Source organism: Novipirellula sp., assembly GCF_041583735.1.
Lineage (GTDB): Bacteria > Planctomycetota > Planctomycetia > Pirellulales > Pirellulaceae > Novipirellula.
Window position 1 is genome coordinate 1 of sequence record NZ_JBFHFD010000031.1, and the last position, 14118, is coordinate 14118.

The window sequence follows — 14118 nt, forward strand, 5'->3', positions numbered from 1 at the left end:
CACTAGATCCGCAATTAGTTCCCATTGATCGTCGGTTAAGCAATGCCGCCCCACCATGATTACCTCCTCCCTTTCGTTCGAACTAACTTACCTCTCATTCGTACGAAATAACGGGCAACATGGTTTTCAGACAGAGCCTAGTGTTCGCGTGAATGACTGGTGGGCTTTTGGCAAGAGTATCCCATCTTATGAAGGATTCGTCCCAAATGTGCAGAGTTGTAGCTGATCCCAAACTCCTCGAGTGCAACATGGGCAATCCGATCACAGGTCCAAATATCCGTTGGATAGCCTCGTGCCATCGCGCCACCGATCAAAATCTTTTTTTGTTGTCGTTTCTGTTCACCGGACATTCGCGACTGAGGAACATGCTGTGGTACCGCGTTGAGTACTCTGAGGCAACCATTAATCGCAGTTTTCTTCCATTTGCTGACCGTGACTCTGCTCACGCCGAGATTATTTGCCACATCGGTACACGTTCGCCGGCACGAATTCGACGCACCGTATCCTTGCGTCGATTCTCCAATTCAATCGCACTGCCAATAGGACGAATGATATCATCTCCCGTAGAATGAGGATTAACCCTCCATTACACGCAAAGCAAATCATGTCATTCTGCTGACGCAGTGCTCAATAATAGTGACACGTCAGGAAAAAAGAGATGCAATTACCAGCACGAATGACCACCCTACGCCGACGCTAACATCAAACATGCGCAATGCGCCACCCCGAATTTGGCCCGCAAGGGAACGGATAGTTGAAAAAGCAACGGTCGAATAACCAGCCACATGACTTCACGCAGCCGACTGGTTCCCCGATCAAAACCTGCGTTGCAGAATTCGTTTAGCTGAATCGTTACTATGCGGTGAGTCACGTAGGCAACGTTCGTAGTGCTGTAATAGAAGTGCGCCAGCTTGTTTCCAGGAAAAGTGATCTTCCACCCACTGGGGACCTCTTTCGAGGATCGGTTTCATTGTCAAGTCACTTTGTAGCATCTCGCATAACCCTGCTGCAATCTTATCTGCGTCTAAATCACAAACTCGCCCCAAATCCGCATCTCGAACTGCATCAAAATGACAATGTTGACTGATCACGACAGGCAATCCGCAGGCGATTGCTTCCAGAATCGCAATACTGAATCCTTCTTGACGACTCGGCAAGCAGAAGAGGTCTGCCAGCCACAATGCGTCATACTTATCTGCACCAAATAGCGGTCCAACGATATGAACGCGTTCGTGAAGCTGGGATTTCACAATCTCGGATTCGAACTCGCCCCGTGCTCCACCGTCCGGACCAACGACCAACAGTGACACATCGTCGTGTTTTCTAGCAACTTTTAGAAATGCTGCCGCCAAGACATCAAGCCCTTTCTTGTAGTGCAGACGCCCAAGGAACAATATGACCTTCCTGCCTTTAATCCCGAACCGTTCTCGCATCGCTTTCACGCGTTGCGGATCGGCGACAGGCAAATCTCGAAGGTCAATCCCGTTAGGAATGACCGTTGTTGGCGAGTTTAGTTTCAGCGGTCCCCAAAGCTCGGCTTCCGTTGCATTCAATGCGTGCATCAATGCAGCACCGGCAAGCAGCGAACGATGTGTGGTTGCCATCGCGATACGCTTTTTGACGCGTGCCTGCTGCAGACTCCACGGGTCCAACATCCCATGAGGTGCAACCAAATAGGGCACACTTTGCTGTCGAGCAATTCGACCGGCGCGAACCAAAACCGGATCCCAAACGCCGTGCATATGGACTACGTCGGAAGAAGTGACCGCTTTGACCAAAGCATCTCCAGGCGGAGGATCTGAAAAAATCCCTTTTATCGATACTGGTTCGCAAAACTGAACGTTGACCGTATCAAAACCATGAATCGCAGTCCGTTCATACGCTAGTGATGCGGATGGTTCCTCAGCGACTAACGTTACCTGATGGCCTACTTCGGCAGCGGCTGCAGCAAGACGTATCGCAACAACAGGCACACCGCCAGCAGCCGAGTCCAGTGTTTTCGTGACATGTGTTATGCGAAGCGAAGCCATTGACGTGGTCTGTACAGACTAGAGCGAGGTGGCGATGGACAAAGCACGGAGCCGCAAAGACTTTAAGCGTTCATCTGCTGAATGAACTTGTACGATTCATCAATGTGAATTTGAATCTGTCGATCGATCGAGTTAAAGTCGATCACGCTGGCGTGATCGTACTGATCGGGTGGATAGTAGCCGTTGGCTAGACCGTACCGCTGCGCTACATATGCAACCCGTTCGGAACTGGTCGCGGTGCCGATGTAGTTCAGAAATGGCACGTGATTCTTAATCGAAAACAGTGTTCCGTGAAAAGAATCTGTCAGCACGAAACAAGCATTTTGAAATAGGCCAAGCCATTGCTCTACACTCGGGTTCTTCACACAGTAATCGGCGGCGGACATATCCCAGTTCTGCAGTACGTCTGATTGCACCGCAACAATCGGCAAATCCTTTTTTGTCGCGATCGCCTTCAGGTGATCGATCGCGTCATGGTAACGTGCATTTGACAGCGCGTACAATAAGATGTAATCGTCAAAAGGTAATTCGGGTGCCTCTACCATGTCATCAAACGACACCAACAAAGTTGGGTCGGCGACAATCATGGAATCACGTTTGCTGGCATTCTTGACGATGCTTTGCGACATGCCGTTACGGACTGAAATTGCGTCGAAGCGTGTTAGCCAACTGCCTGCCGCTTCCAGTACCTCGCTGCTTTGCTTGCGATGCCCAAAGCAGGCCGCATAGCTGAACAACTTGCCCTGGTAGTCGTTGGCAAAACTGAAGAAGTACTCTGGAATCGCCCAGTCGAGATTCCACACTTGATCACTGCCGACTACCATCGCATCGTAACGCTGCATCAATCGCTGCAAATCGGCGGTGGAATTACACGGTGGCGAAAGATTCAGCCGGTTACGACGAAAGTCTTGGAATGACCGATGGATTTGTTTGCCATACTTTTTTGCGGAAATCAGATCGACGGCCAGTCGCTCTCCTACACTACCGAGGTAGCCGGCGATGTGACGGGCTTTTCTCCATCCCGGTCGAGGATGGAAATCAATGACTTCAACATTATGACCTTGGCACTCTAGTGCTCGTTTCACACCGTAACATTGCAGAACGCCGCCGTAGTTGTAGCCGTGCATCAATGTCAGGATACCAATTCGCATCGCGTCAACTTTTGTCACTGATAGTGGGCTTGAGGAAATCTAAAGTATTGTCAATTGGTCATCGATACTTTTACGGGCTGATTTAGCCACTCGAAAGTGGTCTAGGATCAAGCCGCCCGAGATCATCATAATCGTGTTTTCGGACGGGCTTAAGCGAAGCAGTTGGCGCAGCTTTTTGTCGACGGACGGCAGGACCATCCAATTTAAAGGGCATGTGCCAATGCCTTTGTAGTGCAACGCATACATGAGCGACATCGCATAAAGTCCGCCGTCGATGTAAGTCCCATGTCGCTCGCCAGCCCCCGCGAAACCTTTCATGTCTGCTGTGATCACAGCGACAAAGTCTGCGCAATGTCCAAAGCCTCGGTTTCCGTTCTGTAACGCTAAGACGTTTGCTCGCATTTCAGGGTCCCTGATGATGTAGGTATGCCAACACTGCCGATTACATGCAGAAGGGGTCTGGCGTGCGATCCTTACGGCATCGCGAATGTCATCCATATTGACGCGTTTGTCGCGATAGTTACGCACACTGCGCCGACTGATCGCACACGCGGCGAAATCACCCGCTGCACTGGCAAGCATTTCATTGCCATTAATTTCAGTATATCCACCGACGCCGCTGGACTCATCGACCCAAGGCATCAGCACATCGCGAAACTCTCCCAGGTCGTAGTCGATCGCTTTATGGCAAGAAATGTATTCAGCGAGTACTGACTGTGCCTTCTGATAGGCCAGCGTCTGATGATCGTATCCTTGGGAGTCGTATTTCGCCATCTGCACAATCAGGGCTTCCAGGACGGATCGTCCGAATCCCGGTCGGAACTCGGGCATCGAAAACCCTTTTTCGATCGAGTGCGCATACTTGATGATCACCGATGTCAGATTATCCAAGTCAACCGACGATGTCTTGTCGCGGAATGAGTACTTTCGATATCGCCAATAGTCTGAACAAGCGACTTTGATCAAGTTGACTTCGTGCATCGGCCCACGCTGAATCCACAAGTAAAGTTTGTAAAGCCATGGCATCGCCTTACGCAGTTTCTGTGTTCTATTCATGTTTGCAAATCCTGATTCAGCCAATCGAGTGGATAGCGTCGATCAATCTACGCTTCCAAGCGTCTTCGGCATAGAAAGGAATCTGCTGGATACAGTTTTTCGAGCATTCATCACGTAGCTGCCGGTCGGTGATGAGCATGCGAATCGCGTCTGCCAATGCATCTACGTTTGCTGACGGAACGATAAGGCCTTCGCGCTCGTGAACGATCGGGCTACCAGATTCATTTGTGACAACAACAGGACACCCCGCGCCGATCGCTTCAGCAACCACACCAGCAAATCCTTCGGAGAGCGACGGCAAGACAAACATATCAGCCGACAGGTACTCCTCTTTCATTTGCTCTGACGTGAGCTTCCCAAGGAAGTTTAGGCTTTTTGCGACAGGATGATTTAGCACCTCCGGTGGCAGTCCGCCAGCGACGCGAATATCCAGATTGGGGATATCTTCTTCCAGTACCGATGCGGCCTGAGCCAAATAGTGCAAGCCTTTTCGCAGCGCATCTCCGCCAGCGAAAAGTACTCGACCAGGAACAGGTGAATTGCGACGGCCTTGGTAGTTAATCGAACAGCCGTAGGGGACAATTCGTATTTTGCCACTTGATTCAGGCGATACTTCGCGAATTCCTTTTGCAACCCACTCGGACGGACATAACAACAGATCGCCAGTTTCTGCTGTCTTCTTCCACAATTCCATCCCAAGTTCGTATTCAGCATCCTTGAACGTGGCACCCCAGTCAGGAAAGTTTTCGCTCTCTTCCCGCATGACGCGTTCAGTGGACGGACTAATGAAGATATCGATTACGCTTTTGCAGCCTTTGGTCTTAGCAAACTTGACAAACTCCAAACCGGATCGATTCATCGAATAGACGTGCGTCGCATCCGCTGCCCCGCGACGAATCATCCTTTCAGCGGCCCAATCGCCGTACTGTTTATCAACATGTAGAACAGACGGCCCTTTCGATCGAACGACCATCTTACGCAGCGCAGGATAGTCAAAGGAAACGATTTTTTGCTTAGGGACTCCTTTGACGATGCGCCGTGAAAGCCGCTGGATCGATTCGGGCAATAGGCGGCCAAAAATCTTTGACACCGTCCCTAAATGACTGTGCGCTGACGAGTCCGTATACAGCGCCACCAGCATACCTTCCTGCTCCAACATTCGTGGAATCGCATAGCGGTGGCGAGAGCCGTGTTGGCAGACAATTACTCGAGGTGTCGCTGTTCCTGGTCTCATTATCAGTAATTAAGAATTAGTTTCATATAGCCGCTTACAACCACCAGTTACACATAGCCAAGACTGTTTTATCTTTCCTGCAAGTCACGCGTGCAATAGCCTTGCGAATATCACTCTGTGCGGTCGATCGATCCATCTGTCCGGAATTTACGGTTTATCCGCAAACAGATCCAGGTACTCACGCGCCATTCGCAACGGCGAGAACGCCGCGACAAACGTCGCCAATTCGTTTTCACTGGCCTTTTGTTTGCCGAGACTGCAGATTGTTTCCTGGATCGCTGCTCCAAGCGTCTTTGCGTCTCGGTCCACTACAACTTTTACCCACCAAGCTTGGCGTGCCACTTCGTCGGCACCATTGAAGTCAACCAAAATACAGGGAATCCCCATGCCGGCGACTTCAATTAGCGTCAGTGGCAGTCCTTCGAAGTGACTGGTCATCAGGAAGACATCCAATTGTGCTAAGTAGTCGGCGTACTTGTCCGTCCAGCCTGTCGTATGCCAAAGCGAAGCGTCGACGCCTGACAAGCGTTGTTCGATCCGTTCGCGTTCAGGTCCATCTCCGATCAGCAACAACCGCGACTTGATTCCGGATCCGGTTGATTGCAACCAACCGTCGACTAAGAGGTCCAAGTTTTTTTGCGGTACGAACTGGCACGCTGTACCAACGACAGGCAGTCGCGGGGCACTCATAGACGCTGTGATCCAAGGGTCCTGCAATCGCTGCATTGCGTCGATTCTGTCGATCTGCTTTTGTTCCAGTGGAACACCACTGACAACTATCGACGTATTTAGGTGTGATCCGTAGTAATTGGAAAACTCTGCTTCGCCACCAACGCTGCTCAATACGATTTTGTACGGGTATCGGTTGTACCATCGCCTTAGGATAACACCACGCACTCGGCCCATCGGCCGGTCATTTTTGTGCTGGGTCATTGGCATGTGAATCACGCCCGCAACGGGACAAACCTTTGCGTCCAATGCCCCCATGATGTAATCCAAGCCATCTTCGTCGTACTGCTGATTCACCAGAATCGCAGTCGGCGCAATCTCCACACACTTCGCCGAAATTTGCTTCTGCTGTGCCTTGGCATAGATCGACTGAACGAACCGGAGCTTTCGGTGAACGAGCCCCTTCAACGGCAGACGATGCACTTCTGCATTAGCCTCTGAAAGCCCGCTCTCCCAGTCGTCCATGTATTCCACGTCCGACAGAAGTGCGTGCACATCGACCTTCAGTTGTCCAAGTGCTTCGGCAAGGTGGACCAGATAACGCTCACCCCCACCACGTCCGCTAGAGTTGGAACTGATCAGCAGCACACGTTGATTCGAATTCAAGGAAGGCACGTCTATTTCTTTACCGTTGCATAGGCGAAGATCGTCGGCTTCAATATTTGCGGTGCAAAACGTTGATGCAATACACCAAAGAAGAATGCAATGGACGAAAACGACAAGTACGCGGGTTCGGCTTCATAGCTGTAGACGACGCCATCAAACCCGTGCTTCTTCATGATGTTTCGCATTCGCCGAACGCTATTGCACTTGTACACGGTCGGAAAGACGTCTTCGTCCTTACGTCCTTCTTGGACAGTCGAGGTCACTTTTGTGTGATATCGATTTGGAATCAGCGTCGCGGCAATCGAGATGTAGCTCCAACGATTCGGCGTCCGAATGCAAACCTTGCCACCGTTTTTCAGCACCCGATGGAACTCAGAGAACAGTTGATCAGGGTTCTGCACGTGTTCAACCACGCAATCGCATACGATTAAGTCGACTGAGTCACTCTCGACAGACCATGTGTCACCATCAATTAAGACGAACTCGTCTAAATACGGATTCACTTTCGCGCCAGTATCGACATCGATCCCAATCACCTTCGCGACTTTTCCTTTCAAGACAGCTAAAGAACGACGGAATTGCACCTTGTCTTCACCGTAGGCGCCGCGCCCACAACCAACATCCAGGACAATATCCTCTGGCTTCAGGAGTGCATTGATGCGTCCAAAGAATGCGATCGTTCCATCCACATCAGTGAACCCGCCGAATTTCGCCTCGGGGTAAAAACTATCTCTGATGCTCATGAAATAACTTCACTGCTTAGCAGCCTTAGGCTGGCCTAGTGGATATTGAAGTACGTGCGGCGTACTAAAGCCGCGACAATGCGAAACGCCATGTAAGTCGGTCTAGCATAGACGGTCTTTTTGGCGGTACACTCAATGCGACCGTTAGAGCCTGTGAAAAACCAGCCCCGAATTGTTCCAAACCAAACCCTGCAATCGTGGTGCGACTGAATTGCCCCATCTGTTCGCGCTGTGCTTTTGTCATGTTTGTGATCTCCAACATGCAGTCTGAGATCGAATCCTCGCTGTCCGGATCGATAATCCAACCGTTCTTTCCCTGGTCTATCAATTCTGCGGAACCACATGGCTCCGAGACCATGACTGGCAGCCCGCAAGCCATCGCTTCGTTGACGACAAGGCCCCATTGCTCGCGAAAACTGACGTGCACAAAACACTCAGCCATCGCGTAGAAGCGTGGCAGTTCCTTGTACTGTATAAAACCAGGGGTGTGTATATTCGACTGCATGTTTAGGTCGCGACGTAGTTGATTCAATTCTTCTTTCAGCTCGCCGTCGCCCAGACAGACCAGGTCCCAAGCATCGCTTCCGGCTTCAGCGTGGTACTGCGCATACGCGCGATAAAGTGTGTCAATGTTTTTTTTGGGGATGAATCGGTTGGACGCCAGAAAGAACGGGCGTTCAATTTGGTACTGTTTCTTAAAAGACTCGGCGGCGCGACGGTGCCTGTCGGCCTCGTTAGCGAAGTAGTCATTGTCGACGGCATCGTACCCAGTCGCAATTTGCTCTTTCTTCAAACCAAGACTGATCAAGTAATCTCGATGCGACTCAGCGCCAACTAATCCCGCACTACAGCCTCGCAGTACTCTTCGCTTGATCCACTCCTTGATCGGATTGCGATAAAAATCGCGTGCTGAACTTTCTGACATCAACACCACAGGGATGCTTTGCTCTTTTGCTGCAATTAGCCCCGCGATCCCTAAATGCGTCCATCCAAGGATAAACAGAGCAATCGGAGATTCCTGGCGGAACACGTCGCGAAATCGCACCAGCAGATCATTGCGTGACATCTTGCCCGAATCGATTCCTTGGAACGCAGTCACCTTTCGAATTCCGGCAGATTCAACCGCATCCCAAGCGTAGATTTCATCGCCGTCCGCCCCTTCCAAACCAATGATTGTCTTGTCAGGCACTGCCGCTGCAGCGCCACGCAACCGCGCCAGGTGATAGGGGCCAATACGGTGAAACATCACCAAAACACTGTCTTTAGCGTCAATTTGATTGCCTACAGTATTCACAACGTATCACCCGTTGACAAAGGCGATTGCTGTACTTGCAATTCGGGCCCTGCTTCATCTGAGGCTTCTTCTAGCCACTCCACTTCGCTCGATGTCAAATCAATTTGCGCAAACCGCAAGACGACAATTGGCACAAAAATGAAGATAATGCATGGTACGAAGGCTGCAGCCACTCCCTGACTTAACAGCCAGTGGCTGGAGCAAAGAATCGCGACGTAAGAAAACAAATACTGAGGCGCACGATTCGAAATCGCAGCCGAATATCGACGTCCAAAATGGTAGCCCAGCAACAGCCAAAACAGTGGAGTTGCGTAGCCATACTGCAAGAAGGAATCGGCAAATCCACCCGCAGCGGCGCCACCGCCAAAGGCTCCGTATCCCGCGTGTCGATTCAAGTCACGAAATAATTGCCCGTCGTAGAAGAAGCCTTGCCCGAGAGATGGCTTACTGGGCCAAACTTGCCGTGGAATCCAGTGCAGAAGAAGCGACAGATGCCCTGTCCCGTACTGGTACTTTCCTGTCTTGTTTAATGTCCCCACAAAATAGACGTGATTGACATACTCGTTATCGCCAAGCTGATTAGCCTTCGTCGTAACGACCTCACGTACATTGATCGTTGTCAGAGCATCAAACCATCCCTTGTCGTTGTGCAAAAACGAGCGAGCCTGGACGAACGTTAGCATCGCTAAGCCAGCTACGATCAATCCGGTTGTCAGCACAACCGGATTCGGCTTTTTGCGAAGCGTGATCGACGGGATGAACAAGAAAATGATCACGGCAGGAAATAACGGTCCGCGACGTGCCATGACCACATGAGGAAAGATAAATGCAAAAAACACCATTATCGAAATCGCAAACAACGGTCGGCGTTCCATCCGATTCATTTTGCACATCGCCCAAATAGCCATGCTTAAACCTGGATACCCAACCCAAAAGAACATGTACCAGTACGCAGAGTTATCCCGGAAATTCAAACCGGCGCGTGACTTCAACGCAAAACCGTGAAAGGAAAAGTGAACCGAAGTTGCAAGCAGCATTAGGCATATTCCGATTACCCAAACTTTGCGCAATGAGTAGTTCTGCTGGGGCTTGGTGTCTACTACGCTGCACATTCCCGCCTTCCACCCAACGTTAATTCCAATCAGACAACAAAGCACCAGCAATTGGCCAATGATTGCATCGCTGGTTTTAAAGGCGTAATTGAGCTGCAGAAAGGCACTCGCCGCCATGTACCCGTAGAAATACAGGCAAATCAGGCTGCTTAAGAATGGCCAAGTCAGCATTTTCGCCGGATTACGCCAACCATCCAAAAGATTCAGCAGGCAGAGCCCAGTCGATCCCGCCCAAAAAAACCAAAACAGAAAGTCGTCAGCCATGGTGGTTCGTGAGTTTGTTTTCGATGGGAATCAGCCTGATACCTCGCTTATCGTTTACGAACTTTCGCAGTCCAGGAATCCTAAACAAATCACGATTCTGAACCGCAATCCTCACTTGAGAACCCGCCGAAGTAACGACTTAGGGGCGAAACTGGCTATAAGCCATAGATTGACAACAACGATTTGGGCCAATCGTGAACCGCGATAAACGTTACACAAATTGCCGAAGCTAAGACTTGCGTACCTGCCGCCAGCCTTGGGGCACTTGCCCGTACGCTGATTCAAAATTGCTCGTGGAACGCTTCGCAAGAACAGCTTATAAAACTGAAACACCGTCGCCTTGTTATCGAGGGTCAATAAATGTCCCTCGGTTTGCACACGTGCCGCGTCAACGGCTGTTCCTCTAGCAGAACAGTCGCCAATATGCCGATCACTGTCATCGACATTGATGCAGGTGAAATTACGAAAGTTGACCTGCGAGTCTCGAAGAATTTCAAACACGATCGCGGTATGCGGATAAATCGATTTGATCAATCGTTCGTCAAAGTGGTCCAAGTACGCCTGTCTACGCAGAATGAAGTTTCCAATAAATGTAGGATGAAAGGGGCCAATCGCGAGAAGTGCTGTCGTAACATTTGGAAAATCAAGGCTTTCGTTTGCATCCAACGTGCTTTGATCCAGTGACCCATTACCATTACGAAGATTGTTAACGAATACGACCGACTGCGTAATCCATTCACACTGTTGCAGAAGATCGCGAACCCCGGCGGCACGGAATGTATCATCATCCCCATTCAGAAAGACGTATTCACCGTTGGCAGAACGGATGGCTGCATCCATGTTCTTGGAGTAGCCTTGGTTCGTTTGGAAGCGATTCTGTTGAATCTGAACCCTAGGGTGCTGGACCTTCAATATTTCGATCGTCTCTACAGTGTTGTCGGTAGATCCGTTGTCGCTTATGCAAACTTCCACACGATCCCAAAGCTGATCAGCATCGATCTGCAGTAGAGTCTGCTTCAGTGATAAACGCAAGAAGCTTTCGCGATTCCACGTTGGTGTGCAGATGCTAAGTTTCATTGAATGTTTGTGTTGCTTGACGTCACGACTTCGTCCGCCTTGGTCAAACCCGCAGTTGCTGCTTTCCAAATACTCCAGGCCTCGACCGTCCTGAAAAAGAAGTATGCAATGGGGATCACCAGGGCGACACCACCAATAGCTGGCCACAATGTTCCAAATTTACGGGTCGGTTCGCTGGGCGATATCAGGGAGTGATAGGCGACCAACAATGGCGCATGGACTGCGTAGAGCGAATAGCTGAATACGCCAACCGCAGCAAACAGTTGCCCGCCGAACCAACGCCAAATCTGTTCTCCACGAACAGTCAAACTTCCTTGGATCAGTCCCGCGAAGGCAACGGCACAAAATATCTCGGCTAACAGATATTGGTTGCTTGTGGTTAAAACCAATCCGATTGGAAGAGAGACGAAAACCAGCACTGCCCAAGTTTTGTTGGACAATCCTTTTGCCCGCTCAGCCTCCACTTCAGCCAAATAAAAGCCGATGGTCCACGTGAACCAATACGGCAAGAAGATTGGGCCACGCTGAAATCGATGTGGCAAATACTCCTCGAAACCAGTTGTTATCTGCCCGACGGTGTAACCAAACGAAACAAACAGTGTTATCAACAATACGCGATTCGGACCGATACGCTGGGACAGGTAGAACAGCAGCGGATATGCCGCGTACAGGTGAATCTCCATCGCCAGCGTCCAGAAAACGCCGTTACTGCCATAAAACGGGGCTACAAATCCCTGCAGCGTCAACAGGCTCACACCGAAGGCAAGCAGTGAATTGTCTTGACCTGGATTAACGCCGTACGTTGATACTATCCAATAGTCTATCGTCACTGTCAGTAACAACGCACAAAAGTATGTTGGGTAGATTCTCCAGAAACGACGAATTGCAAACGAGTTCCAATTCAGATCACTCGCTCGAGACTGTGCCAACAACTTCGCGCCTCGTCGATGGATGCAGTAGCCCGAGAGAACGAAAAACAGGGTGACGCCCAGTCCGCCATAGCTGAATGGGAGCGAAAAATAGCCCAACCACGCGTTGGGATTCAAACTCAAACCGTACTCGCTGTATGTGCTGCCAATTCCAACCCACATGCTAGATCTGGCGTGGTACACCAAAACCATCAGTGCTGCCAAACCACGCAGGGCGTCAATAGACAACATCCGCCCTAAGGCAGTGTCTCTAACAGGTTGTATGAACGTTGTGTCAGCTTCGCTCACGCTGTTGACCACAATCGTTGCAGTTTGATTCGTTCCAAAAACTGCCGTCGCTGAGGCTCATCCAGGATCATGATCAATAGCCCGGACAAGAACACTACCATTGCGATGGTCATCGTGACCAGCACTTCCACCAACGGCGAGAACCCATCGATCAACGTATTGACTCCGTACAAAATCGTAGCCAGGATCGCAAAGTATGCGAAACAGGGCAGTATAGTTTGGACGACGAAACGACGTCGTGAAAATCGCAATCGGCTTAATCCGCGAAAGGGGATGTACATGTGATTCGTACAAGCTAGTGCGACCATTGTTCCCACTGCGATTCCGGCTAACCCGTATCGTCGCCCCAGTTCAATCGACAGTCCCAGTTTGACTGCGCCGGCCACCAACGTGGACCACGCGAACGCTTCGTCTTCAGTCGCCCGCGATGTGTAGCTAATGTTCTGCGATTGGACTTCCAACAATTGGGTTATGATGAAAGCGAGTAGAATCAGATAGCCTACAAAGTTGCCTGGTCCCAGCCAAAGTGTGAACAGTGGTTCGCTAGCAAAGATCAAAACGCCTGCACCTGTCAGCATGGTGATCCACCCGAAGCGAACGTTGCGATCAAGGATACGATGAACGCCTTCCAAGTCCCCTTGTTTCCAAAGGTGGCTCACAAATACCGCGGAGGCACCGCCAAGCGTAACTGCCACATTGGTTAGGTGGTGCACGAGAACCCATGCGGCCCGATAGGCGGGCAAGTCTTCCGCGCCCATCAAGGACACGATGACAAACTGGTCAGTGAACAGAATCATCGAACAACCGATTCCCATTACCCAGGCACGGAATGCAAAGGGGATCATCGAACGTAGTGATCTACCATCCCAACTGCCACGTGTCTGAAACAGATCAGGACGTTTGCGTCTTGCAAAACCAAACAACACCGCACGTTGCGCAAACGCCCCGAGCGCGGATACGACGGCCAACCCGACTAGGCCCCCACCAAGTAATGCCAGTGTGATCTGTCCCGTCAGGGTCACAACATTCACCAGCGAAGCCAAAATGGACTCCCAGCCGACGTAGCCAACGCCCAACAGTAGACTGATCCAGGGCGCTGTCATGAATGTGATCGCTTGACTGACACAAATTATCGCCCACGCAAAACAAAGGGTTTTCGCGGAAACCGCCTCAGTGGCATTCTCTGCCAAGTAGAACGCGCCGAACGCGAAGGCAACTACAATCGTTAGCAATGCGATCACACGATAAACTCGCACACCAGTCGCAACCAAATCGGCAACATCCACTCGCGACTGATCGTTGAGCGGCGTTTTCGGGTCAGACCCACCTTGCGATTTCGCGAACGCGATCCGCCTTGTCAGGGTTTCCTGAAAACCGAAGTCCAGTATCCCCATTAGCGAAGCTGTTTGCGCAATTAGCAACCACAGGCCCAGTTCTTCTTTTGGCAAGTTGCGAAACAGGACTGGCAGTAGCAACAGACCCAATAGAATCGTCATCCCACGGCTGAACCAGCGTGCGGAAGAAGCGAATAGGATGTATTTATCGACCGACAAGCTAACTCAACACTTCGATCACGATATCCGCACGATAGTCTCAACACCGCAA

The 14118-nt window shown here is 50.7% G+C and carries 12 protein-coding genes; all 12 read right to left on the reverse strand.

The features are described from left to right. Positions 1–137: 137 nt before the first annotated feature. Complete coding sequence (locus tag ABX962_RS04430) at positions 138–350, reverse strand: winged helix-turn-helix domain-containing protein (protein WP_372717037.1); 213 nt, start codon at positions 348–350, stop codon at positions 138–140. Between the two features lie 465 nt (positions 351–815). Next, on the reverse strand, positions 816–2030 hold the full coding sequence (locus tag ABX962_RS04435) for a glycosyltransferase (RefSeq protein ID WP_372717001.1): 1215 nt from the start codon (positions 2028–2030) through the stop codon (positions 816–818). 62 nt (positions 2031–2092) lie between these two features. Beyond that, positions 2093–3199: a polysaccharide pyruvyl transferase family protein gene (locus ABX962_RS04440; protein ID WP_372717003.1), complete on the reverse strand. Its 1107-nt coding sequence runs from the start codon at positions 3197–3199 to the stop codon at positions 2093–2095. 21 nt (positions 3200–3220) lie between these two features. Then, positions 3221–4237 carry a nitroreductase family protein gene (locus tag ABX962_RS04445; protein WP_372717005.1) on the reverse strand — a complete coding sequence of 339 codons (1017 nt, stop codon included), beginning with the start codon at positions 4235–4237 and terminating at the stop codon, positions 3221–3223. Positions 4238–4253: 16 nt separating this feature from the next. Further along, complete coding sequence (locus ABX962_RS04450; RefSeq protein WP_372717006.1) at positions 4254–5396, reverse strand: glycosyltransferase family 4 protein; 1143 nt, start codon at positions 5394–5396, stop codon at positions 4254–4256. Positions 5397–5618: 222 nt separating this feature from the next. Next, positions 5619–6815, reverse strand: a complete 1197-nt coding sequence (locus ABX962_RS04455) for a glycosyltransferase (RefSeq protein ID WP_372717008.1) — start codon at positions 6813–6815, stop codon at positions 5619–5621. A 2-nt stretch (positions 6816–6817) separates the two neighbouring features. Then, complete coding sequence (locus ABX962_RS04460) at positions 6818–7549, reverse strand: class I SAM-dependent methyltransferase (RefSeq protein ID WP_372717009.1); 732 nt, start codon at positions 7547–7549, stop codon at positions 6818–6820. A gap of 64 nt (positions 7550–7613) precedes the next feature. Next, positions 7614–8843, reverse strand: a complete 1230-nt coding sequence (locus ABX962_RS04465) for a glycosyltransferase family 4 protein (protein WP_372717011.1) — start codon at positions 8841–8843, stop codon at positions 7614–7616. Beyond that, complete coding sequence (locus ABX962_RS04470; protein ID WP_372717013.1) at positions 8840–10219, reverse strand: hypothetical protein; 1380 nt, start codon at positions 10217–10219, stop codon at positions 8840–8842. Before ABX962_RS04470 ends, ABX962_RS04465 begins: the two co-directional genes overlap by 4 nt. Before the next feature lie 111 nt (positions 10220–10330). Next, complete coding sequence (locus ABX962_RS04475; protein WP_372717015.1) at positions 10331–11296, reverse strand: glycosyltransferase family 2 protein; 966 nt, start codon at positions 11294–11296, stop codon at positions 10331–10333. After that, positions 11293–12513, reverse strand: coding sequence for an acyltransferase family protein (locus ABX962_RS04480; RefSeq protein WP_372717017.1), 1221 nt, complete (start codon positions 12511–12513; stop codon positions 11293–11295). The genes ABX962_RS04475 and ABX962_RS04480 overlap by 4 nt, the downstream gene beginning before the upstream one ends. Continuing rightward, positions 12510–14066, reverse strand: a complete 1557-nt coding sequence (locus ABX962_RS04485; RefSeq protein ID WP_372717019.1) for a lipopolysaccharide biosynthesis protein — start codon at positions 14064–14066, stop codon at positions 12510–12512. Before ABX962_RS04485 ends, ABX962_RS04480 begins: the two co-directional genes overlap by 4 nt. Positions 14067–14118: the final 52 nt, after the last annotated feature.